The organism is Kluyvera sp. NPDC087067, from assembly GCF_044745165.1.
In the GTDB taxonomy this organism is placed as follows: Bacteria; Pseudomonadota; Gammaproteobacteria; order Enterobacterales; family Enterobacteriaceae; genus Kluyvera.
On the sequence record NZ_JBIUZS010000003.1, the window covers coordinates 228665 to 253326 of the forward strand.

At 57.1% G+C, this 24662-nt stretch carries 17 protein-coding genes, 1 pseudogene and 1 riboswitch; of the genes and pseudogenes, 9 read left to right on the forward strand and 9 right to left on the reverse strand.

What is annotated here, in order from left to right:
- Positions 1–37: 37 nt before the first annotated feature.
- The gene (locus tag ACIPDS_RS09825; RefSeq protein ID WP_400735038.1) at positions 38–670 is read right to left on the reverse strand and encodes a hypothetical protein; all 633 of its coding nucleotides are present in this window, start codon (positions 668–670) and stop codon (positions 38–40) included.
- Between the two features lie 184 nt (positions 671–854).
- Positions 855–951, forward strand: a riboswitch (TPP riboswitch).
- Positions 952–984: 33 nt separating this feature from the next.
- On the opposite strand from ACIPDS_RS09825, the gene thiM reads away from it, so the two are divergent.
- From thiM to ACIPDS_RS09870, 9 genes and pseudogenes are all read left to right on the forward strand, one after another.
- On the forward strand, positions 985–1770 hold the full coding sequence (gene thiM, locus ACIPDS_RS09830) for a hydroxyethylthiazole kinase (protein ID WP_400735040.1): 786 nt from the start codon (positions 985–987) through the stop codon (positions 1768–1770).
- Positions 1767–2567 carry a bifunctional hydroxymethylpyrimidine kinase/phosphomethylpyrimidine kinase gene (thiD, locus tag ACIPDS_RS09835; RefSeq protein ID WP_400735042.1) on the forward strand — a complete coding sequence of 267 codons (801 nt, stop codon included), beginning with the start codon at positions 1767–1769 and terminating at the stop codon, positions 2565–2567. Before thiM ends, thiD begins: the two co-directional genes overlap by 4 nt.
- 145 nt (positions 2568–2712) lie before the next feature.
- A complete protein-coding gene (fbaB, locus tag ACIPDS_RS09840; protein ID WP_166513385.1) occupies positions 2713–3765 on the forward strand; it encodes a class I fructose-bisphosphate aldolase in 1053 nt (350 codons plus the stop codon).
- A gap of 269 nt (positions 3766–4034) precedes the next feature.
- On the forward strand, positions 4035–5189 hold the full coding sequence (locus ACIPDS_RS09845; protein WP_166513386.1) for a mandelate racemase family protein: 1155 nt from the start codon (positions 4035–4037) through the stop codon (positions 5187–5189).
- A gap of 101 nt (positions 5190–5290) precedes the next feature.
- Positions 5291–6913 carry an ABC transporter substrate-binding protein gene (locus ACIPDS_RS09850; RefSeq protein ID WP_400735045.1) on the forward strand — a complete coding sequence of 541 codons (1623 nt, stop codon included), beginning with the start codon at positions 5291–5293 and terminating at the stop codon, positions 6911–6913.
- Positions 6910–7947: an ABC transporter permease gene (locus tag ACIPDS_RS09855; RefSeq protein WP_166513388.1), complete on the forward strand. Its 1038-nt coding sequence runs from the start codon at positions 6910–6912 to the stop codon at positions 7945–7947. The genes ACIPDS_RS09850 and ACIPDS_RS09855 overlap by 4 nt, the downstream gene beginning before the upstream one ends.
- Positions 7944–8850, forward strand: a pseudogene (locus ACIPDS_RS09860) (ABC transporter permease). The gene ACIPDS_RS09855 and the pseudogene ACIPDS_RS09860 overlap by 4 nt, the downstream one beginning before the upstream one ends.
- Entirely contained in the window at positions 8822–9688 is an 867-nt protein-coding gene (locus ACIPDS_RS09865; RefSeq protein ID WP_400735048.1) for an ABC transporter ATP-binding protein, read from the forward strand. The pseudogene ACIPDS_RS09860 and the gene ACIPDS_RS09865 overlap by 29 nt, the downstream one beginning before the upstream one ends.
- A 154-nt stretch (positions 9689–9842) precedes the next feature.
- Positions 9843–10616: an ABC transporter ATP-binding protein gene (locus ACIPDS_RS09870; protein ID WP_400735050.1), complete on the forward strand. Its 774-nt coding sequence runs from the start codon at positions 9843–9845 to the stop codon at positions 10614–10616.
- 93 nt (positions 10617–10709) lie between these two features.
- Here the strand turns inward: ACIPDS_RS09870 and yegS are convergent, their stop codons facing one another.
- From yegS to ACIPDS_RS09910, 8 genes are all read right to left on the reverse strand, one after another.
- Positions 10710–11609 (reverse strand): lipid kinase YegS, encoded by a 900-nt coding sequence (gene yegS, locus ACIPDS_RS09875; protein ID WP_166513392.1) that lies wholly within the window; start codon positions 11607–11609, stop codon positions 10710–10712.
- Positions 11610–11855: 246 nt separating this feature from the next.
- Positions 11856–13214, reverse strand: a complete 1359-nt coding sequence (gene yegQ / locus ACIPDS_RS09880) for a tRNA 5-hydroxyuridine modification protein YegQ (protein WP_400735052.1) — start codon at positions 13212–13214, stop codon at positions 11856–11858.
- A 255-nt stretch (positions 13215–13469) separates the two neighbouring features.
- On the reverse strand, positions 13470–14192 hold the full coding sequence (baeR, locus tag ACIPDS_RS09885; protein ID WP_400735054.1) for a two-component system response regulator BaeR: 723 nt from the start codon (positions 14190–14192) through the stop codon (positions 13470–13472).
- Positions 14189–15625: a two-component system sensor histidine kinase BaeS gene (gene baeS / locus ACIPDS_RS09890; RefSeq protein ID WP_400735056.1), complete on the reverse strand. Its 1437-nt coding sequence runs from the start codon at positions 15623–15625 to the stop codon at positions 14189–14191. The genes baeR and baeS overlap by 4 nt, the downstream gene beginning before the upstream one ends.
- Positions 15626–15628: 3 nt before the next feature.
- Positions 15629–17041, reverse strand: a complete 1413-nt coding sequence (locus tag ACIPDS_RS09895; RefSeq protein ID WP_400735058.1) for an MFS transporter — start codon at positions 17039–17041, stop codon at positions 15629–15631.
- Between the two features lie 2 nt (positions 17042–17043).
- A complete protein-coding gene (mdtC, locus tag ACIPDS_RS09900; protein ID WP_400735060.1) occupies positions 17044–20121 on the reverse strand; it encodes a multidrug efflux RND transporter permease subunit MdtC in 3078 nt (1025 codons plus the stop codon).
- Positions 20122–23244 carry an MdtB/MuxB family multidrug efflux RND transporter permease subunit gene (locus ACIPDS_RS09905; protein WP_400735062.1) on the reverse strand — a complete coding sequence of 1041 codons (3123 nt, stop codon included), beginning with the start codon at positions 23242–23244 and terminating at the stop codon, positions 20122–20124.
- Positions 23244–24503: an MdtA/MuxA family multidrug efflux RND transporter periplasmic adaptor subunit gene (locus ACIPDS_RS09910; protein WP_400735064.1), complete on the reverse strand. Its 1260-nt coding sequence runs from the start codon at positions 24501–24503 to the stop codon at positions 23244–23246. The genes ACIPDS_RS09905 and ACIPDS_RS09910 overlap by 1 nt, the downstream gene beginning before the upstream one ends.
- Between the last annotated feature and the right edge of the window lie 159 nt (positions 24504–24662).

Here is a 24662-nt window from a genome sequence, read left to right on the forward strand (position 1 = left end):
AACAGCGACAACGAAAACTGAAAACATAAGAGTCGGGCTAATCCCGGCTTTTTTTATTAACTTTGCTGAAGTCAAAAAAATCATCAAATTTAATAATATCTATCCCGGCGATAGCGTTATTAACGCCTTTCATCCGTTCACCATGTTCATCATAAAAACTACGAATTGTCGCGAATTCCTCTGCTGTTATCTGCTCTTTAAGCAAGGCCTGAGTTATGAGGTTTACTAATTTCGATATAGCTATTTGCGTTTCACCAGCAGAGTGTAGAAGAGCGTTGAATGGTTCCCAAGCTGGTTGTTTAATGGCAACGTTATAGTGGCTAACTTTGACGAAACAGCTACCAATACGAAAGGTGTTTTCCGCCATGTCTCTCAACGAACCTTGAATTTGATAGTAGCTTTCTTGATCTACTTTTTGACCAGTCTTTGCGAGCGTGTCGATAAAAGTCATTATGCGTGTAAGGTCAAAACGCATACGATTATAACGGCCCCTCGTAGCATCAATCTCATCTTTAAGCGCTATTGCAGAGGCGAAAGCTTGCTCCATTTTCTTGTTTTTCACCATCTCCTGAAGTTTAACCCCGCCGAAGATGACACCACCAAGCAAGCTTAAACCTGTTACAGCATTCGAAGCGATAGAGATAACGTTATCCCATGCTTGTAAATCCATCAGGACCTCTTTTTGTGCGATAGTTGGCGGCTTATGAGTATTCTACATGGTACACATTTTGTCACCCAACCTGTCACACATAGCCCAAAAGGGCCGCGTTTGTCGTTTACAAGACTTCCCGCTGGCATTAATATCCTGATCAGGGATTAATGAGGAGCATTAATCGCAATCTTTTGATTTTGTAGTAAATGACTCGGGGTGCCCTTCCTTGTGAAGGCTGAGAAATACCCGTACCACCTGATCTGGATAATGCCAGCGTAGGGAAGTCAGAGGCCGACGGGTCTTGCTTCTTCGCGTTATGGCAGGAGCAAACCATGCAACCCGACCTGCTAAACCCGGCGCAGCGTATGCGCACCGTACATCTCCTCAATCAACATGCCCCGCTTGTTCACTGTATGACTAACGACGTCGTACAGACCTTCACGGCTAACGTTTTGCTGGCCCTTGGCGCATCGCCTGCGATGGTTATCGACGCTGGCGAGGCCGCGCAGTTTTCTGCTATTGCCAATGCGCTGTTAATTAACGTGGGCACGCTAACCGTGCCGCGCGCGCAGGCGATGCGGGCAGCGGTGGAGAGCGCTAACCGTGCGGATACGCCATGGACGCTTGACCCGGTTGCCGTGGGCGCCTTAACGCTGCGCCATGAATTCTGCCGCGACTTACTGGCGCTTCACCCGGCAGCCATTCGTGGCAATGCCTCTGAGATTATGGCGCTGGCGGGCGTCAGCGCCGGTGGACGCGGTGTCGATACAACCGATACCGCCGCAGAAGCTCTTCCGGTGGCGGAATTGCTGGCGCGGGAGAGCGGGGCGATTGTGGCGGTCACCGGTGAGGTGGATTACATCACCGACGGACAACGCACGCTGGCGCTAGAGGGCGGCGATCCGCTGATGACACGCGTGGTCGGCACCGGCTGTGCGTTGTCAGCCGTTGTAGCGGCAAGCTGTGCCTTGCCGGGCGATCGTCTGGAGCATGTCGCCGCGGCCTGTGCGCTGATGAAATTGGCCGGGCAACGGGCCGCCTGCGGTCACGGGCCGGGAAGTTTTGTTCCTGCGTTCCTGGATGCGTTGTACGCGATGAAAGCGGAGGTGAACGTATGAAACGTATCAACGCATTGACCATCGCCGGAACCGACCCAAGCGGCGGGGCGGGCATTCAGGCCGACCTGAAAACCTTCTCTGCGCTGGGCGCCTATGGCTGTTCGGTGGTAACCGCGCTGGTCGCGCAAAACACGCGCGGCGTGCAGTCAGTTTATCGCATAGAGCCTGATTTTGTTGCCGCCCAACTGGATTCGGTATTTAGCGATGTGCGTATTGATACCACCAAAATCGGTATGCTGGCGGAGACTGATATTGTTGAAGCGGTGGCTGAACGCCTTAAGCGCTATCGTATTCAAAACGTGGTGCTGGACACGGTGATGCTGGCAAAAAGCGGCGACCCGCTACTCTCATCGGCGGCGGTGGAGACGCTGCGGCAACAGCTATTGCCGCACGTGTCATTGATTACGCCTAATCTGCCGGAAGCCGCGGCGCTGCTGGATACGTCACACGCGCGCAATGAACGTGAAATGCTACAGCAGGGGCGAGCGCTGCGGGCGCTGGGCTGTGAAGCGGTGTTAATGAAGGGCGGTCACCTCGACGATAGCGAAAGCCCGGACTGGCTGTTTACCGCTGAGGGTGAAATTCGCTTCACCGCGCCGCGTGTCGCCACCAAAAATACCCACGGCACGGGCTGTACGCTTTCGGCGGCGCTGGCGGCCTTAAGACCACGGTATCAGAGTTGGCAGGAGACCGTACCGGTCGCCAAAGACTGGCTTTCCAGAGCGCTGGCTCAGGCCGACTCGCTGGAGGTTGGGGAAGGTATTGGCCCGGTACATCATTTCCATGAATGGTGGTAACTGGCACGGATGCGTGCCAGTTGGCTGCGCTTAAAATCAGCCAAAAGTTGGACATTCAGTGTCCCCGGTACCAGGCTTATCCTGCTCAAAAAAGTTGAGCAGGATAACCAGCCGACATGATATCGGCACTTACGGGAGCCTCACTATGACTGATATTGCGCAGTTGCTTGGCAAAGACGCCGACAGCCTTTTACAGCATCGTTGTATGACCATTCCGGCCGACCAACTCTACTTACCCGGCCATGATTACGTTGACCGGGTGATGGTGGATAACAACCGTCCACCTGCCGTGTTACGAAATATGCAGACGCTTTATAACCACGGGCGTTTAGGCGGTACCGGTTACTTGTCTATTTTACCGGTGGATCAGGGCGTCGAGCATTCCGCAGGGGCGTCGTTTGCGGCAAACCCGCTCTATTTTGATCCTAAGAACATTGTCGAACTGGCGATTGAAGCGGGCTGTAACTGCGTTGCCTCGACCTACGGCGTGCTGGCCTCGGTTTCACGCCGCTACGCGCACCGCATTCCGTTCCTCGTCAAACTCAATCACAACGAAACCCTAAGCTACCCGACGCAGTACGACCAGACGCTGTATGCCAGCGTAGAGCAGGCGTTCAATATGGGCGCGGTCGCCGTCGGCGCCACTATCTATTTCGGCTCAGAAGAGTCGCGACGTCAGATTGAAGAGATCTCGGCCGCCTTTGAGCGCGCGCACGAACTGGGTCTGGTGACGGTACTTTGGGCCTATCTGCGCAACCCTGCGTTTAAAAAAGACGGCGTTGATTACCATGTCTCTGCGGATTTGACCGGTCAGGCCAACCACCTGGCGGCGACCATCGGTGCCGATATCGTGAAGCAGAAAATGGCGGAAAATAACGGCGGCTATAAGGCGGTTAACTTTGGCTATACCGACGACCGCGTGTACACCAAACTGACCACCGATAATCCGATTGATCTGGTGCGCTACCAGCTGGCGAACTGCTATATGGGGCGTGCGGGGCTGATTAACTCCGGCGGGGCGGCAGGCGGTGAAACCGATCTGGCCGATGCCGTTCGTACTGCGGTTATCAATAAACGTGCGGGCGGGATGGGCCTTATCCTGGGCCGTAAAGCGTTTAAAAAATCGATGGCCGACGGCGTTGCGCTGATTAATGCCGTACAAGATGTGTATCTCGATAGCAAAATTACCTTCGCGTAGTTTTTAGCCTCCTTTCCCGCCTGGGAAGGGGGGCCGATCCGCCTCACACTTCCTCCCCCTTTTGTGAAAACCATCACTTCTTATTGTGCGCTTGCACAAAAAATAGCCCGGTCTTAGCGGAGTTTGTCCGTGGTAGAGGTAAGACTTTGTGCTTAGATTATTCATGAAACGCCTTTTCAATTCCTTAAAACCGTTTTATCAGTTCGGTGTATTAAACACAGGGTTGTGGCGCAAAAACGCCATTTCGAAGGTTGTACTAAGGACGCATAATGAAAATTGAATCTGTAAATGTCACCGTTTTTCAGCATCCAACGCGGCGCGTCTCCGACAGCGCTGGACACTCACATCCGGGCCCCGAAAGCATGGCAAAAATGGCGATGCTGACGATTACCGCAGACGATGGCAGCAAGGGGTACTCCTTTGCGCCGCCGGAAATCGTGCGCCCGTTTGTGGTGAACACATTCTTTCGCAAAGTGCTGGTGGGGCAGGATCCGTTTGACCGCGAGCGAATCTGGCAAGACCTGGTGCACTGGCAGCGCGGCAGCGCACATCAGCTGACGGAGCGGGCGCTGTCGTTCGTGGAGCAAGCGCTGTGGGATCTCATCGGTCGCAAGCTCAATGTGCCGGTGTATAAGCTGCTCGGCGGCTATCGTGACAAGGTTCCCGCCTACGGCAGCACCATGTGTGGTGATGACTTAAAAGGCGGCCTGTCGACGCCGGAAGAGTACGCCGCTTTCGCCGAAACGCTAGTGGCACGTGGCTATAAAGCTATCAAATTGCATACCTGGATGCCGCCGGTCTCCTTCGCGCCTAACCCGAAAATGGATATCAAAGCCTGCGCTGCCGTGCGCGAAGCGGTGGGCCCGGATATCGACCTGATGATCGACGGCTATCACTGGTACAGCCGTACCGAAGCGCTGTGGATTGGTAAAGAGCTGGAAAAACTCAACTTTGCCTGGTTTGAGGAGCCGATGGAAGAGGACAGCATGTCGTCCTATGCCTGGCTTGCCGAAAACCTGTCCATTCCGGTGATTGGGCCGGAAAGTTTTGGCGGCAAGCACCACAGCCGCGCGGACTGGGTGAAAGCGGGGGCATGCGACATTCTGCGCGCGGGCGCGAACGGCGTTGGCGGCATTGGGCCCACCATGAAAGTCGCCGCGCTGGCGGAGTCGTTCGGTATGGACTGCGAAGTGCACGGCAACGGCGCGGCGAGCCTGGCGGCAGTGGGCGCTATCCGTAACTGTCGCTGGTACGAGCGTGGTCTGCTGCACCCGTTCCTCGACTACGACCAGCCAGCCGCTTATCTCAATAGCATTATCGACCCGATGGATGCCGACGGATTTGTGCATTTGTCCCAGCGTCCAGGATTGGGCGAAGACATCAATTTTGACTATATCGAAGCCAATACCGTCAGCCACGACTGACACATAATAAATGCCGGATGGCGCTTCACCTACCGAGCCGTAGGCCGGATAAGCACAGCGCCATTCAGCAAATGTACCCTACAGTACAGGCAAATATAGACATGAAAAAATCCTCCTTACTGGGAGCGTGTTTGCTCGCGCTCACCCTGTCGATGGGGAGCGGGGCGGCGATGGCGAAAACGCCGCCCGATCAGCTTATCATCGGCATGAACATGAATAACCTGCTCACCCTCGACCCGGCAGCGATGACCGGTAACGAAGTGGTGGGGATTGTGGTGAATCTCTATGATTCGCTGGTAGAGCTTGACCCTTCGCAGCTTACCAACGTTAAACCGGCGCTCGCTAAATCCTGGGATATCAGCCCGGACGGCAAAACGCTGACCTTCCATCTGCAAAACAACGTCAAGTTCCACTCCGGCAATCCGCTGACCGCGGCCGACGTGGTGTGGTCGATGCGGCGTATTCTGCACCTGAACCTGGCGCAGGCGTCGGTGTGGAAATCCTACGGTTTTAGTAAGAAGAATATTGATAAACAGGTCACGGCGCTTGATGACTTCACCGTGCAGATCGTCCTGCCTAAAGATAACGACCCGCAGCTGGTGATTTACTCGCTCGGGGCGCTCGGCAATCTTGGCGTTCTCGACAGTAAAACCGTCCAGAGCCATGAAAAAGACAAAGACTGGGGCAACCACTGGCTGACCACTCATGAAGCCGGTTCTGGGCCATTTATGCTGGAAACCTGGCAGGCGAAAGACGTGCTGCGCATGAAGCGTAACCCAGCGTACTGGCGCGGCGAGGCGAAAATGAGCCGCGTGGTGCTGCGTCATTTCCAGGAGTCGCAAACCCTGCGCCTGATGATTGAAAAAGGGGATCTGGATATCGCCAACAACATGGCGGTTTCTGATATCAACGCTCTGCGAAAAGACCCGCAGCTCACCGTCGATGCGGTACAGCGTGGCACCATGTACTACGTGGCGATGAGCATGAAAGAGGCGCATTTTGCCAACCCGAAAGTACGCGAAGCGGTGCGCTACTTGATTGATTATCAGGGAATTAATAAAGCGTTAATGCCGGGCTATGGCGTCCTGCACCAGCGTCCAATTAAAGCCGGAATGCCGTCAACGCTGCCTGACCCGGGTTACACCTTTGATCTTGCGCGGGCGAAAAAATTGCTGGCGGAAGCCGGGTATCCCGACGGCTTTGATACCACGCTGCGCGTACTCTCCGACCAACCGTTCCTCAACATTGCCATTGCCGTGCAGTCGACGCTGATGCAGGCGGGTATAAACGCCAAAATTATTACCGGCACCGGCAACCAGATATACGGCGCGATGCGCGAGCGTAAGTTCGACATGCTGGTGGGGCGCGGCGGCAGTGGGATGGAGCCGCACCCGCACTCCAGTCTGCGCGCGCTGGTCTACAACCCGGACAACAGCGATGCGGCAAGGCTGACCAACTTCCAGGGCTGGCGCACCGGTTTTTACGACAAACAGCTTAACGAGATGATCGATGGCGCGCTGCTGGAACGCGACGGGCAAAAACAGATTGCCGATTATCAGCAGATCCAGACCCGATACGACCTGCTGATCCCGGCGATGATCCCGGTTTCGCAGATGGTGGATTCGGTGGTGGTGCGCAATGAAGTTAAAGACTACCAACCGCACCCATCGGCGACCACGTTCCTGCGTGAAGTCTACAAAGTCAGCGAAGGAGATAAAGGATGAGTACGGCAATTCTTGCGCCCGGCTCCCGTACCCGGCGCTTTTCAAAACGGCTGATGCAGGTGGCGATTACGCTGTTTGGCTTGCTGCTGCTGACCTTTTTTATCGGTCGCGTGATGCCTATCGACCCGGTGCTGGCGATTGTCGGCCCGGATGCTGACCAAAGCACCTATCAACAGGTCTATCACCAGTTAGGCTTTGACCAGTCGCTGATGACCCAGTTTGGTATCTACTTCGTCAACCTGCTGCACGGTGATTTGGGCAATGCGCTGCTGACCGGCAAGCCGGTGACCGACGACATTATCCGCGTTTTCCCGGCGACCATGGAGCTGGCGACGATGGCGATTATCGTCGGCGCGGGCCTCGGTATTCCGCTGGGGGTGCTGGCGGCGGCGCGTCGTAACAGCATTTCCGATTATGTGGTGCGCATTATCAGCCTCGCCGGTTACTCCACGCCGATCTTCTGGGTGGGAATGATGGGGCTGCTGGTGTTTTACGCCTGGCTTGGCTGGGTGGGAGGCGCCGGGCGCGTTGACCTCGGGCTTGACGGCATGGTGCCGCGCCGTACCGGGTTGATGACCGTCGATGCGCTGCTGGCGGGTAACAGCGAAGTGTTCTGGAACGCCATTAATCACCTGATTTTACCGGCTGCGCTGCTGGGCTTCCACTCGCTGGCCTACATCAGCCGTATGACCCGCAGCTTTATGCTGGCGCAGCTGTCGCAGGAGTTCATTATCACGGCGCGCGTGAAAGGGTTAACTGAACGGCAGGTTATCTGGAATCACGCCTTCCGTAACATTCTGGTGCAACTGCTTACGGTGGTCGCCCTGGCTTACGGTTCCTTGCTGGAAGGGGCGGTACTGATTGAAACCGTCTTCTCCTGGCCCGGCTTTGGCTCCTATCTCACCGGCAGCCTGCTGCTGGGCGACATGAATGCGGTGATGGGCTGCGTGCTGCTGGTGGGGGTGATCTTCGTGATGCTCAACCTGCTCTCCGACATGCTGTATCAATTCTTCGATCCGAGGACAAAATCATGACGGTTTCTCTGGATACATCGCTGGCAGGCGGAACGGGTGAAGGCCGCCAGCGCCTGCTGCGCACCTTCGCGCGAGCGGGGGGCTTTATCGGTAAGATGGCGCGTAACCCGCTGACCGCTATCGGCGGCGGGATTATCTTCCTGCTGATCGTGGTGGCGATTTTCGCGCCGTGGATTGCGCCCTACAAACCGCTGGTGCAGGACTTAAATAATGCGCTCACCGCGCCGAATGCCCAGCACTGGTTTGGCACCGACGAGTTTGGCCGCGATATCTTCAGCCGCCTGGTGTATGGCTCGCGCATTACGCTGTACATCGTGCTGCTGGTGTCGGTCACCGTTGGCCCGCTGGGGCTGCTGCTTGGCGTGTGTGCCGGTTATTTTGGCGGCAAAGTCGATATGGTGCTGATGCGCGTCACCGATATTTTTCATCTCTTTCCCAAGTCTGGTGCTGGCGCTGGCCTTTGTCGCCGCGCTTGGCCCCGGGCTTGAGCATGTGGTGATTGCCATCACGCTCACCGCCTGGCCGCCGATTGCGCGTCTGGCGCGTGCGGAAACGCTGTCGCTGCGTCAGGCCGATTTTATCTCAGCCGTGCGCTTACAAGGTGCATCTCCGGCCCGTGTTCTGTGGCGTCACGTCGTGCCGCTGTGCCTGCCGTCGGTGATCATCCGTATCACCATGAACATGGCGGGGATCATCCTGACCGCGGCCGGTCTGGGCTTCCTTGGCCTCGGCGCTCAGCCGCCGGATCCCGAGTGGGGTGCCATGATCTCCAGCGGCCGTACCTACATGATGGAGTGCTGGTGGGTAGTAACGATTCCCGGTCTGGCGATTTTAATCAACAGTCTTGCGTTCAACTTCTTAGGAGATGGCCTACGTGACATCCTCGATCCTCGCAGCGAATAACGCCGCACCTTTGCTCGACGTGCGTGACCTGAGCGTCGACTTCGTTAACGGTGACGCGGTGACCCATGCGGTCCGCGGCGTCTCCTTCCAGTTGGGGCGTGAAAAGCTGGCGATTGTTGGCGAATCAGGCTCCGGGAAATCCACCGTCGGACGGGCGCTGCTGCACCTGCACCCGAAAAAAGCCCGCATTGGCGCAAGCTGCATGCAGTTTGGCGATATCGACCTGCTGAACGCCAGCGAAGCGCAGATGCGCGCCATTCGCGGTAAACGCATTTCGATGATCATGCAGGACCCGAAATACTCGCTCAATCCGGTGGTGCGCGTCGGCGACCAGATTGCCGAAGCCTGGCTCACCCACCATCCGGGTTACAAAACAGAGGCTAAGGCCAAAGCTATGGAGATGCTGGATGTGGTGCGCATTCGTGACCCGGAACGCGTCTATAACCTTTATCCGCACGAAATTTCCGGCGGTCAGGGGCAGCGCATCATGATTGCGATGATGCTGATAACCGACCCGGAGCTGGTGATTGCCGATGAACCTACCTCCGCACTGGACGTGTCGGTGCGTTTACAGGTGCTGGGGCTGCTGGACGATTTAGTGAAATCGCGCGGGCTGGGGCTGATATTTATCAGTCACGACATCAACCTGGTGCGCAGCTTCTGTGACCGCGTGCTCGTGATGTACGCCGGGCGGGTGGTGGAATCTATCGCCGCCGGTGATCTTGAGAACGCGCAGCATCCGTATACGCAGGGGCTGATTAGCGCACTGCCGGATATGCAACATCGCCGCCCGGTATTGCCGGTGCTGCAACGTCAGGCCTGCTGGCTGACGGACTAAGAGCCTATCCCATTAGGCTATTTTATTCGCCATTTTGGCATCGGGCAGTGCTCGCAATCCTCACGTACTTCAGTACGCTCCGGTTTCTGCGCGCTGTCCGAGCCAAACTGTCTTCAACAATTACGCCTACTGAGATAGGCTCAAGGAGCGCACGATGATTGAAGTGAAAAACCTGAATCTGGTTTTTGGCGAAGGTGACAAGCGCAACCAGGTATTATTTGATGTGAGCTTTCACGTTCAGCCGGGCGATATTTACGGCCTGGTGGGTGAGTCGGGCTCCGGCAAAACCACGGTGCTGAAGTGTCTGGCCGGATTGTTTAACCACTGGGGCGGCGAGCTGGCGATTAACGGGCAGCGGCTGAACCATGAGATTAGCCGTGAGCGCTGCCGGAAGGTGCAAATGGTGTTTCAGGATCCTTACGGTTCGCTGCATCCGCGTCATACCATTGGTGATATTCTCGAAGAACCGCTGCAAATTCACGGCATTGGCGAGCGCGATCGGCGTATCAACACGCTGCTGGACAGGGTAGGTTTGAGCCGCGCGTTTCGTGACCGTTACCCTCACCAGCTCTCCGGCGGACAGCGTCAGCGCGTGGCGATTGCCCGGGCATTAATCCTTGAGCCGCAGGTGCTGCTGCTTGACGAACCGACCTCAGCGCTAGATGTGTCGGTACAGGCGGAGATCTTAAACCTGCTGGCCGAGCTGCAAAAAGAGTCAAATCTGACCTATCTGATGGTGACTCACGATTTGGGCGTCATTGCCCATTTGTGCCAGAAGGTGGCAGTGATGCAGTACGGCAAAATCCTCGAGACCTTGACGGTAGATGCGTTGGTGAACGGGGAGGCGCAAACGCCTTATACGCAGATGCTGGTCAACGCCAGCCGCCAGTACACCCGGGAAATGGCGCGGGAGGTTGCCGCCTATTAGCCCCCGGCGGCGCTGCGCTTGGCCGGGCTACGGAATGGTAGCCCGGGCGAGGCGTTTACGCCGACCCCGGGGGCTTGCTGAAGGCGCAATGCGTTAACGCAGTAACGGACAGTCCGGCGGCAGGCGGCAGCGCAGGGCCGCCGGTAAAATTTCCATGCGGAAGGTTTTACCGCTGAGCGGTTCGCCGTCAAGGTTAAAGGTCATCTCATGCTCTGCGGTGACCTCAAACCACGGCGACACGCTATCCACCAGGTTCTCCGCGCCATCGCTGCTGGCGAGCGTATTAAACAACGCGGGCAGCAATTCTTCACCGGTGAAAATACGCAGGTGCAGCAGGCCATCGTCAATTAACGCCTCCGGGCAAAGCTGCTGTCCGCCGCCCGCCTGGCGACCGTTGCCGATGCCGATTACCAGCGCGTCACCTTGCCAGTTAAAGTTCTCGCCGCGGATTTCGCAACGGTCGGGTTTGAGCGTGTCCATACGCATTAAGCCGTGAATCAGATAAGAGACGCCGCCCAGGGCGGCTTTTAGTTTTTCAGGCGTTTCGGTGGTGATGCGCGTCCCAAACCCACCCGTTGCCATATTGATAAAGCAGGTTTTTTTATTTACCTGAGCAATATCAACCGGCATATCACGCCCGGCGATGGCAAGCTTTAGTGCATTGGCTAAATCTTCGGGGATATTGACGCTGGTGGCAAAATCATTTGCCGTTCCCAGCGGCAGAATACCCAGTGCTGGCACCCGTGGGCTCTCACACTGAATCAGCGCGGTAGCGATTTCGTTGATAGTCCCATCACCGCCGCCGGCGATAACCGTCGCGACGTTAAGGGCGAGCGCTTCTTCGACATAACGTACGGCATCGCCTTTTTCCCACGTCACGCGGACGTGGATTTCAACGCCGTCGCCGCGCAGGTGTTCCACCGCCTCGCGCAGTTCAGGGTTGTTGGCTCCTTTGCCATTAAGGATCAATAGACTGGCTGGAAATTCTGACATCGTGGTACCTCTTTATAGGGTATGCAAAGAGTGTAACAAAGGAAGCGGCGACGTGCTTTAGGAGAGGAGTACAAAAAAATAAGCCTGCGTAAGGGAGATTACACAGGCTAAGGAGGTGGTTCTTGGGTACAGCTAGCATTTATGGATTATGTTTTTCAGCGCAGAGAATAGTACCGACAATCAACAGTTTCGTCTGTGATCCATTTCTAAGAATTTTCTCTGTTGAAAAACAATATAAATCGACTACTAGCCGTGCGGATTACGAGTGGTTTCTCCTGAGAAGTTCCGCATCAGCAGAGCATACTCTAGCGCCATATCTTCCGGCACGGGCAACCATACGGTGTGACCATCGCCAGGGGCGACCGGCATCGCTTCGCCTTTAGTGTTAACCATGTGCTCGAGAGTGAAGTTGACGTTACCCTGAGGGCTCATCAATTCCAGGTTATCGCCCACGGAGAATTTGTTTTTAACCGCAACGGCTGCCAGATTGCCTTTGCGCTCGCCGGTGAATTCACCGACAAACTGCTGGCGCTCGGAGATGGAGTAGCCGTATTCGTAGTTCTGGTAGTCGTCGTGCGTATGACGACGCAGGAAGCCTTCGGTGTAGCCACGGTGAGCGAGGTTTTCCAGCGTTTCCAGCAGATTGGTGTCAAACGGTTTGCCAGCGGCGGCGTCGTCAATTGCTTTGCGATAAACCTGGGCGGTACGCGCGCAGTAGTAATGCGACTTGGTGCGGCCTTCGATTTTCAGCGAATGGACGCCCATTTGGGTCAGGCGCTCAACGTGCGCGACGGCTCGCAGGTCTTTCGAGTTCATGATGTAGGTGCCGTGTTCGTCTTCAAAGGCGGTCATGTACTCGCCCGGACGTTTGGCTTCTTCCAGCATAAACACCTGGTCGGTTGGCGCGCCGACGCCCAGCGTCGGTTCTACGTTTTGTACCGGAATCGGCTCGTATTTGTGCACGATGTTACCCACATCGTCCTCTTTGCCTTCCTGAACGTTGTATTCCCAACGGCAGGCATTGGTGCAGGTGCCCTGATTCGGATCGCGTTTGTTAATGTAGCCTGAAAGCAGGCAGCGGCCAGAGTAGGCCATGCACAGTGCGCCGTGAACGAAGATCTCAATCTCCATATCCGGCACCTGGCTGCGAATTTCTTCGATTTCTTCCAGCGACAGTTCGCGAGACAGGATGACGCGGGTCAGCCCCATTTGCTTCCAGAACTTGACCGTTGCCCAGTTGACGGCGTTCGCCTGTACCGACAGGTGAATGTCCATGTCCGGGAAGTTTTCACGCACCAGCATAATCAGACCGGGGTCGGACATAATCAGCGCATCCGGGCCCATTTCCACCACCGGCTTCAGATCGCGAATAAAGGTTTTCAGCTTGGCGTTATGCGGGGCAATGTTGACCACCACATAGAATTTTTTACCCAGCGCGTGGGCTTCGTTGATGCCAAGCTGCAAGTTTTCGTGATTGAATTCGTTGTTACGCACGCGCAGTGAGTAGCGCGGTTGGCCGGCATAGACAGCGTCGGCACCGTAAGCGAAAGCGTAACGCATATTTTTCAGCGTTCCCGCCGGGGAAAGGAGTTCCGGTTTAAACATGATTTTCTCGTTCTGATGACAGGTCAGATTCACCACACCTGATGTGGTGAGTTGGGGAGTGTCCCCACTTTAAGGGCGGGCATTGTAGCGCTGCGGGGGAGGGGAGTAAACCTTTATGAGCGTTGTGCCGGATGGCGCTGCGCTTATCCGGCCTACGGGGCGGATAAATTTAGGTCGGATAAGCGCGGTTGTGCCAAATACGGGCGTCGGTGCAGGTAGGCCGGATAAGCAAAGCGCCATCCGGCATTTGTTGCCTCACGCCATCCGGCAGGCGTCCGCTTCCCAGCGATACCCAACGCCATACACCGCGCGGATAAACGACTGCTCGGCGTCAAGCGACTCCAGCTTACGGCGCAGGTTTTTAATGTGGCTATCGATAGTGCGGTCAGTCACCACGCGGTAATCATCATAGAGATGGTTAAGCAGCTGTTCGCGCGAGAACACTTTTCCCGGCTCCTGCGACAGCGTTTTCAGCAGGCGAAATTCAGCGGGAGTGAGGTCGAGAAGGCGGTCACGCCACGACGCCTGGAAGCGATTTTCATCGACAATAAGCGGGCTTTTTTCGTCCAGCGCCTGCAGTTCCGGGCGCGGCTTGCAGCGGCGCAGGATGGTTTTCACGCGTGCCACCACCTCGCGCGGGCTGTAGGGCTTACAGATATAGTCATCGGCGCCAATTTCCAGACCCAGCAGGCGGTCGATCTCTTCAATCTTGGCGGTCACCATCACAATAGGGACATCGGAGAAACGGCGAATTTCGCGGCACAGCGTCAGCCCGTCGGTGCCCGGGAGCATCAGATCCAACAAAATCAAATCCGGCGGCGATTGATGCACACAGGCAAGAACTTTATCGCCGTGGTTAATCAGCGTCGGCGCATAGTGCGCGGCCAGCAGATAGTCGATGAGCAACTGCCCAAGTTTGGGTTCATCTTCCACAATCAAGATACGCGGGGCGTTTTCATCAATCGGTAATTCGGTCATATCTCTCTCGGTATTGCGCGTTCCAGCGGTAACTCTACTTTAATGCTTACCCCACCAAAAGGCGAATGTCCGACATCGAGGCGGCCGCCGTGGGCGGTGACGATATTGGCACAAATTGCCAGCCCCAGCCCGGAGCCGCCGCTGGCGCGGTTACGTGAGCCCTCGGTGCGGTAAAAGCGTTCGCATAGCCTTGCTAACTGTTCATCGGTGACGCCCGGGCCGCTGTCCGCAAACTCCATCACGATATGCTGGGCGCTGAGCGTCGTGCGCATCAGCACCTGACCGCCGCTGTCGGTGTAGCGCAGACTGTTTTCCAGCAGATTATTAAAAAGCTGCATTAAGCGGTCAGGGTCGCCAAACACCGTCGCACTGTCTGCCAGCGCCAGTTTAAGCGTCAGCCCGCGGCTCGCCAGACGCTCGCGGAAGGCATCCGCGGCAATTTCCAGCAAGGAGATAATATCGACCGGGCCTTTTTGATACGCCAGCGCCCCTTCATCGGACATGGAAAGCTGGTGGAGATCGTCGACCAGCTTGGTGAGGGTCGCCACTTCTGCTTGCAGTGACGTGACTGATTCAGGGGTGAATTTGCGCACTCCGTCCTGAATCGCTTCCAGCTCTCCGCGCAGTACCGCCAGCGGCGTGCGCAGCTCATGGGAGATGTCGGCCATTAAATCACGACGCATCTGCTGATTCTTCTCAAGCGTACTGGCAAGCTGGTTAAAGTCTTTTGCCAGACGACCTAATTCATCGCTGCTGGTAATCGGTACGCGGGTGGTGAAATCGCCCGCCGCCAGTTTGTGCGTGCCATCAACTAGCCGTTTTACCGGCGCTAACAGGCCACGCGCCAGCGGGAAGGTGGCGAGTGCGGCAAGCAGCGTGGCCAGCGCGACAATCAGCCAGCTGGTGCGCCGCTGCTGTTGGTCAAAGTTGATGTCGGTATTGCGCGTCAGCCGCTCTACCGGCGAGGCGATAACTGCGCCAACTTCCATACCGTTGACGATAATTCCGCGCCGGGTGCCATCATGCGGCACGGCTTCGCGCGGGCCGACCAGCACCCGCGCGTTTTGGTCGATAACCCAGAACTGAGTGCGCCAACCGTGAGGCGGCATGCCGCCACGATCCGGGCCGCCTGGGCCTGGAGGCCCGGGAGGTTGTTTATCATCGCCGTTGTCATGCTCAAAGGAGCGCAGGATCTGGAAGATAAAACGGTCATTGTTGCGCAGAAAACGCCAGTTTCCGTGCTGGGCATACTGCTCCGCCAACGCATCGCTCAAAAGCTGCAAGCGTTGTTCATTGCCGCGTTTGATGTAGTCAATAAAGCCGCGCTCAAAGCTCACGCGCACCGCCCAGTGCATACTGATAAGCAGCACAATACAGGTGGCTAAAATAGCGAAAAACAGTTTACCGGAAATGCCCGGGCGCCATAATTTCACGGTTTACTCCTTCAATTTGCGTCGGGCAATGACCACGTTTTTACTGGTGTCGTCCGGCACCCGTGCAAACACCAGGGCTGGAAGGGCAATAATCACGGCCATACATAAATAGGTGTACATAAAGACCTGGTGCGTCGCCTCGCTGCCGATGGCGGTGTGCTGTTGGCCAAACATGCCCAGCAGGATACCCGCTATCGTCACGCCGATACTCATCGACAGCTGCATAATCATCGACAATAGGCTGTTGCCGCTGCTGGCCTGCTCATCCGGCAGGTCTTTTAGCGTCAAGGTGTTCATCGATGAGAAGCGGCTGGAGTTGACCATCCCTTGAATAAACAGCACCACCGGCAGGGCGTAGTACCAACCTGCCAGCGCGGTAAACATAAAGACCAGGCTGATGAACGCCAGACCAAGCGTGCAGAATACCAGCACATGGCGATAGCCAAAGCGGTTCACCACCTGCACCACAATACGTTTCATGCCCATGCTGCCAAGCACCATCGGAATCATCATCAGCCCCGCGTGGAATGGGGTGAAGCCAAGCCCAATCTGTAAAAAGACCGGAGTCATAAACGGCAGCATCCCGCTACCGATACGCCCAGCGAAGCTGCCGGCCAGCCCCAGAGAAAAGGTCGAGGTGCGAAAGAGATTCAGGCTGAACAGCGCGTTGTCATTGCCGCGCGCGTGCCACAGATACATCAGGATTGAGGCCACGCCGATTGCCACCAGCGCGCCCATCATCAGCGGGGATATGCCCAGTCCTTTTTGCCCATCAAGCGCAAGAGTCAGCGTCGCCATTCCTAATGCCAGCACGATAAAGCCCGAAATATCAAAGCGTCGGGTCTGTACGGTGTAGTTGGGCATCAGCATCATCGTGGCGATACAGCCAATAATCCCAACCGGAATATTAATCAGGAAAATCCAGTGCCAGGAGGCGTACTCCACCAGAATCCCCCCCAGCGCCGGGCCCAGCAGTGGGCCAATCTGGCCGGGCAGAGTGACAAAGGTCATCGCCGCCATGTACTGCGCGCGCGGGACGATTTTCATCACCGTCAGCCTGCCAACCGGCACCATCATTGCGCCGCCGACCCCCTGTAGGACGCGCGCCATCACCAGTTCATTGAGCGTGCTGGAGAGGGAGCAGAAAAGAGAACCGAGGGTGAATAAAATGATGGCGGTAAAGAAGATATTGCGCACGCCTACCCGGTCAGCCAGCCAACCGCTGGCGGGGAGCATGACCGCTACGGTCAGCACATAGGAAACCACCACCATATGCATATGTAACGGGCTCTCCCCGAGGCTCAGGGCCATGGAGGGGAGGGCGGTATTGACGATTGTCGTGTCCAGCGATTGCATAAAAAAGCCAAACGCGACGATCCACAGTTGCCAGCGTACGTTGGCAGGAAGCTCTGTCATGGTTATTCAGTTACCGATAGTCTGGATTGACGCGAAAAACGCAGGCGCAGATTGTCGAAGAACAGGTAAATCACCGGGGTGGTGTAGAGGGTCAGTAACTGGCTGACGGCCAGCCCCCCGACAATGGTAATCCCCAGCGGTTGACGCAGTTCTGAACCATCGCCCCCGGAGAGTACCAGCGGTAACGCACCAAACAAGGCGGCCAGCGTGGTCATCATAATCGGACGAAAACGCAGCAGACAGGCCTGGAAAATAGCCTCTTCCGGCGTCAGGTTGCCGTTACGCTGCGCTTCAAGGGCGAAGTCGACCATCATGATGGCGTTTTTCTTCACAATGCCAATTAATAACATGATCCCGATAAGGGCGATTAGGCTGAACGGGGCATTGAACAGCTCCAACGCCAGCAGTGCGCCCACGCCTGCCGACGGCAGAGTAGAAAGAATGGTCAGCGGGTGAACGTAGCTCTCGTACAAAATCCCCAGCACGATATAGACCGTGGCGATAGCGGCGATAATCAGGATAACCTGCGAGTTCATGGTCTCCTGGAACACCTGCGCGGTTCCGGCAAACGAGCCGCGCACCGTTGACGGCACGCCAAGCTGAGTCATGGCGCGGGTAATCGCATCGCTGGCTTCCGACAGCGATTTGCCGGTCGGCAGGTTAAAGGAGACCGTCGACGCCGCCGACAGACCCTGATGGTTTACCGACAGCGGCGCGTTGGCCGGTTGCCATTTGGCAAAATAGGAGAGCGGAATCGCTTTGCCGTCGCTGTTAATCACAAACATCTTATCCAGCGCGCTGACGTCCTGGGTGTAGACCGGGTCGACCTGCATCACCACTTTGTACTGATTGAGCGGCTGATAGATGGTAGATATCTGTCGTTGACCAAAGGCGTTATTCAGCAGGCTGTTGGCCTCCTCAACGTTAATGCCAAGGCGCGACATGGTTTCGCGGTCATAAACCAGCGCCATTTCCGCGCCGTTATCCTGCTGGTCGGAGTTAACGTCCGCCAGCTCCGGCAACGCCGCCAGCGCTTTGCGGATTTTCGGCTCCCACTCGCGCAGCGCGCTTAAATCATCGGACAAGAGCGTGTACTGGTAGCTGGCGTTCGACTGACGCCCGCCGACGCGAATATCCTGCACCGCCATTAAGAACAGGTTCGCACCCGGTTCTTTCGCCAGCTTCTTACGCAGGCGGTCAATAATTTGCTGCGCCGTTTCATGGCGCTGGTCGCGTGATTTCAGGGTGATAAACATCATCCCGCTGTTTACCCGCGAGCCGCCGGTAAAGCCGGTGACATTATCCACTGCCGGGTCTTCACGGATGATCTTCATAAAGTCCTGAAGCTTACCGCGCATCGCCTGGAACGAAATGCTCTGGTCAGCCTGAATGCCGCCCATCAGCACCCCGGTATCCTGCTCGGGGAAGAAGGTTTTCGGGATGGAGATATAGAGCCAGACGTTTAAAGCAATGGTCGCGAGGAACACCACGCCGACCAGCTTTGCGTGGTTGAGAACCCAACGCAGCGACTTGCCGTAACCTTGCTGCATCGCCACCAGCAAACGCCCCAGACCTTTGGTGCGCGTGGGCGTATGCGGACGGCTGGATTTGAGCATCCAGCCGCACATCATCGGCGTGAGCGTGAGCGACACCGCCAGCGAAATGCCAATAGCCACCGACAGCGTGACGGCAAACTCGCGTAACAATCGGCCGGGCAGACCGCCCATCAGCAGCAGCGGCAGGAACACGGCGACCAATGACACGCTCATCGACAGCACGGTGAAGCCCACTTCGCGGCTACCCTGTAGCGCCGCTTGTAGCGGTTTCATCCCCGCTTCCAGATGGCGGGAAATATTCTCCAGCACCACGATGGCATCATCGACCACAAAGCCGGTGGCGATGGTCAGCGCCATCAGCGACAGGTTATTGAGGCTAAACCCGCACAGATACATGGCGGCAAAGGTGCCGATAAGCGACACCGGCACCGCCACTGCCGGGATAAGCGTCGCGCGCCCGGAGCGCAGGAACAAGAACACCACCAGAATCACCAGCGCTACGGAAATGACCAGCGTCTGCTCAACTTCTTCTAGCGAAGCGCGGATGGTAGGCGAGCGATCCTGGGCGATTTGCAGGTCGATAGCCGCTGGAATGGTTTGCTGGAGCTTTGGTAGCTCGGCGCGAATGCTGTCGACCGTCTGAATGATGTTGGCTTCCGGCAGTTTGCGGATCATCAGCAAAATGGCCGGTTTGGCGTTGGTCATCCCGGCGTTACGCACATCCTGCACCGAGTCGCTAACGGTGGCGACATCGCTCAGACGCACCGCCGCACCGTTGTTGTAATGAATAATCAGCGGCTGGTATTCAGCGGCTTTTTTCAGCTCATCATTGGTCTGAATCTGCCAGCGGTGGGCGCTATCTTCAATCGCCCCCTGTGGTTTACGCACGTTGGCATTGCTGATAGCGCTGCGCACCGCGTCCAGCGACACGCCCTGGTTGAATAGCGCCTGCGGGTTGAGGTCGACGCGCACGGCGGGCAGGGAGCTGCCGCCAACGTCCACGTCGCCGACGCCGTCAATCTGCGCGATGTTCTGCGCAAGCTGAGTCGAGGCAAAGTCATACAGCTCACCTTGGGAGTAGGTATCCGAGGTGAGCGTCAGGATCATGATCGGCGCATCCGACGGGTTAGCCTTGCGGTAGGTCGGGCGGCTGGGCATGCCGCTGGGCAGCAGATTCTGGGCGGCGTTGATCGCCGCCTGCACGTCGCGGGCCGCGCCGTTGATATCCCGGTCGAAGTTAAATTGGAGAATAATGCGCGTACTGCCAAGCGAACTGCTGGAGGTCATTTCACTGACGCCCGCAATTCGCCCAAGCGAGCGTTCAAGCGGCGTGGCAACGGAGGATGCCATCGTTTCCGGCGACGCGCCCGGCAGCGAGGCGCTGACCATGATTACCGGGAAGTCTACCTGCGGCAGCGGGGCGACCGGCAGCATCCGAAATCCCAGCACGCCGCACAGGGTAATGGCGAGCGAAATAAGAATTGTCGCCACCGGACGGTAGATAAAGAGCGCAAAAAATTTCACTTACGCTTCCTCTTCGCGGCGTGGGAAGCGGCTTTTCAGGTACAGCGACAGGCGGTCAAACAGCAGGTAGATAACCGGCGTGGTAAACAGGGTTAACACCTGGCTTACCAGCAGCCCGCCCACCATGCCGATCCCCAGCGGACGACGAAGCTCGGCGCCAACGCCGGTACTGAGCATCAGCGGCAGCGCGCCCAGCAAGGCCGCCAGCGTGGTCATCAAAATCGGACGGAAACGCAGCAAACAGGCCTGATAAATCGCTTCACGCGGCGGCATTCCCTGCTCACGTTCGGCGGCCAGCGCAAAGTCGATCATCATGATCGCATTCTTCTTCACGATACCAATCAGCAAGATGATGCCGATGATGGCAATGACGTCCAGCTCGCTGCCGGAGATCATCAGCGCCAGCAGCGCGCCGACGCCTGCCGTCGGCAACGTCGACAGTATGGTTATTGGGTGAATAAAGCTCTCGTACAGTACGCCCAGCACGATATACATCGCCACCACTGCGGCGACCACCAGCCAGATAGTGCTGCTTAGCGCCGACTGGAAGGCGAGGGTGCTACCCTGGAATTCGGTGCGGATATCCACCGGGAAGTTCAGCGCTTTCTCCGCGTCCTGAATCGACTGCACCGCATCGCCCAGCGAGTAACCGTCCGGCACGTTAAACGAGATGGTGGTCACCGGGAACTGGTCGAGATGGTTAATCGACAGCGGCGCGAAACGCTGTTCAATTTTGGCGATTGCCGTCAGCGGCACGATGCCGCCGTCGCTGCTGGTCAGGCGGATGTTATCCAGCGCGGCCAGCCCGGGGGTGGCCTGCGTATTGTGCTCAAGCACCACGCGATACTGGTTTGCCTGGGTGTAGATGGTGGAGATGAGCCGCTGGCCAAAGGCGTTGTACAGCGCGTTATCGACGTCGGCCATCGAAATACCGAGACGACTGGCGCTGTCACGGTCGACGTTGACGAAGGCGACCAGCCCCTGATCCTGCCAGTCGCTGCTGACATCTGAAAGCTGCGGCTGCGCCTGAAGCTGGGTCATTAACTGCGGAACCCACTGGCTTAGCGCATCGAGCGAGTTGGCTTGCAGCGTAAACTGGTACTGGGTGCGGCTGACGGTAGTGTCGATGGTCAAATCCTGCGTCGGCTGTAAATACAGTTCTACGCCAGGAATACGCGCCACTGACTGTTGCAGTCGGCTAATCACCGCCTGAACGCGGTCGTCGCGCTCGTCCAGCGGTTTAAGGTTTATTTGCAGACGGGCGCTGTTGAGCGCCGGGTTGGTGCCGTCCACGCCGACGAATGACGTCAGGCTTTCAACGGCTGGGTCTTTCAGAATGGCGTCGGCCACCGTTTGTTGGCGCTGCGCCATGTTGGTGAATGACACCGACTGCGGGGCCTGGAGCGTACCCTGAATAATGCCGTTATCCTGGGTCGGGAAGAAGCCTTTCGGGATGGTTATCCATAAAACCACCGACAGCGCTAAGGTGCCGAGGGCAACGCTCAGGGTCAGCCACGGGTGATTTAACACGCGCGCCAGCAAATGCCCGTAACCGGCAATCACTCTATCAAAGAAGCGTTCGCTGGCGCGCGAGAAGCGGTTTTGTTTACGCAGCGATTCGTGGCTCAACATGCGCGCGCACATCATTGGCGTGAGCGTGAGCGACACGATAGCGGAGATCAATATCGCCACCGCCAGCGTCACGGCAAACTCGCGGAACAGACGGCCAATGATATCGCCCATAAACAGCAGCGGGATCAGCACCGCAATCAGCGATAAGGTCAGGGATATGATGGTAAAGCCAATTTCGCCCGCGCCTTTGAGCGCCGCCGCCATCGGCTTCTCGCCTTTTTCGATATAACGGGAGATGTTTTCGATAACCACAATGGCGTCATCGACCACGAAACCGGTGGCGATGGTGAGCGCCATCAGCGTCAGGTTGTTTATCGAGAAATCGAGGAACACCATCACCGCGAACGTGCCGACCAACGAAAGCGGTACGGCAACGCCGGGAATAATGGTCGCCGGAACGTTACGCAAGAACAGATAGATGATCATCACCACCAGCGCAATCGCCAGCATCAGCTCGAACTGCGTGTCGGAAACCGAGGCGCGAATATTGGTGGTGCGGTCGGAGAGCACCTCGACTTTGACCGATTTGGGCAGGCTTTCGGTCAGCTGTGGCAGCATCTGGCGAATGCTGTCCGCCGTCGAGATAATGTTAGCGCCCGGCTGGCGCTGCACGTTCATCACGATGGCCTGTTTTTTGTTAGCCCATGCGCCAAGCCAGCTGTTTTCAGCCCCTTGTTCTACGGTGGCGACATCGCCTAAGCGAATCGGTGCGCCGTTTTTATAGGCGATGATCAGCTGACGATATTCCTGCGCCGACTGCATCTGGTCGTTGGCGGAGAGCGTCACGGCGCGCGTGGGGCCATCGAGGCTCCCTTTGGCGGAGTTGACGTTAGCGCTGGTGATGGCGGTGCGAATGGTTTCGCTGGTTAACCCCAGCGCGGCGATAGCCTCGGCGTTAAGCTTCACGCGCACGGCCGGGCGCTGACCGCCCGCAAGCGTCACCAGACCCACGCCGGAGACCTGGGAAATTTTCTGCGCCACGCGGGTTTCCACCATATCTTCCACTTCGGTCATCGGCGTGGCGGTGGAGGTGACGGCGAGCGTCATGATCGGCGGATCCGCCGGATTCACTTTGCTGTAGACCGGCGGGTTCGGCAGATCGTTGGGTAGCAGATTCGTCGCGGCATTAATCGCCGCCTGCACTTCCTGCTCGGCGACGTCCAGCGGTAAGGTCAGCTGGAATTGCAGCGTGACGACAGACGCGCCGCCCGAGCTCTGCGACGACATCTGTTTTAAGCCCGACATCTGGCCGAACTGACGCTCCAGCGGCGCGGTGACCGCAGAGGTCATCACGTCCGGGCTGGCACCAGGATAAAGTGTCACTACCTGAATGGTGGGGTAATCGACTTCCGGCAGAGCGGACACCGGCAGAAAACGATAGCCAATAATCCCGGCCAGTAAAATCGCCACCATCAGTAATGTGGTGGCCACAGGACGCATAATAAACAGGCGGGAAGGGCCGCCCGTGCTGCTCGGCGGTAACACTTGCATCAGCCGCGCGCTCCTTTATGACCGGCAGCCTTCTCTTCTGTGGCCGCCGGTTTTTCCGCGCTGGTGGTGGCGTCGTGTGCGGCAACCACTTCCACTTTCGCGCCTTCGGTCAGGCGGTCGATACCGTCCGTTACCACGCGGTCACCCGCAGAGAGTCCGGCATCGATAACCACCTTCAGGCTGTCCTGAATGCCGGGAACCACGGTATGTTTGCTGACTTTGTTATCGCTACCCAGTACCCAGACGAAGTGACCATCGTTGCCCATTTGCAGGGCGGCGGTGGGGATCACTACTGCATTTTGCTGGGTATCAACCAGCATACGTGCGTTGACGAACTGGTTGGGGAACAGTGCATCATCCTGATTATTAAAGCGTGCTTTCAGCTTAATGGTGCCGGTGGTGGCATCAATCTGGTTGTCGAGGCTTAGCAGCGTGCCGTCGCTGAGTTTTTTCTTGTTGGTGCGATCCCAGGCTTCCACCGCCAGCGTTTTACCCGCTTTCTGCGCGGCAACCACGGTCGCGATATCATTTTCCGGCAGGGTGAAAATCAGATCGATAGGATGAGTTTGCGTCAGCACCACGATACCGGTGGTATCACCGCTGGAAATCTGGTTACCGATATCCACCTGTTTTAAACCCACGCGCCCGTCGATAGGGGCGGTAATGCGGCTCCAGGTGAGCTGGAGTTGAGCGCTGGCAACCGCTGCTTCATCGGCTTTAATCGTGCCTTCGCTTTCACTGACCAGCGACTGCTGGGTGTCGAGCTCCTGGCGAGAAACGAGATTGGTTTTCACCAGCTGCTGATAACGCGCTAAATCGCGACGGGCGTTGGCGAGCGTGGCTTTATCTTTGGCTAACTGACCCTGGGCCTGCGCCAATGCGACCTTGAACTGGCTTGGGTCGATTTCGGCCAGTAAATCACCGGCTTTAACCTGCTGCCCTTCCTGGAAATGAATCGCCATCAGCTGCCCGTCGACCCGGCTTCTGACGGTGACGGTGTTGGCAGCCGTAATGGTGCCCAGGCCGCTTAAATAACGCGGAACGGCTTCACTGGTTGCTGTGGCTGCCTGAACCGGGGCGAGCGTTGCGCCAAAGCGCCCGCCGTGACGCCCGCCACCGGCAGGTGCGCCCGCCGGTTTGGCCGCCGTGGAATCTGAGGTGCTGGAATCACTGCTAAAGTGCCAGATGCCAATCGCGCCTGCGACAACCACCAGTGCGGCCAGCGCAATCCGCCAGCGAATGTTATGACTGCCTTTCATCGTTATACGTGTCTCGTCCTGAATCATTCCACGAAATAATACTAGTTTAGTGATGGAACGCTCAGGAAAAATGGAGGAAATATGAAAGACGGCGGGAATCGTCTGAATCCGCAGCGGCTTTACGAGAAGCCTCGCAAAGCGAAGGCATGAAACGTGGAA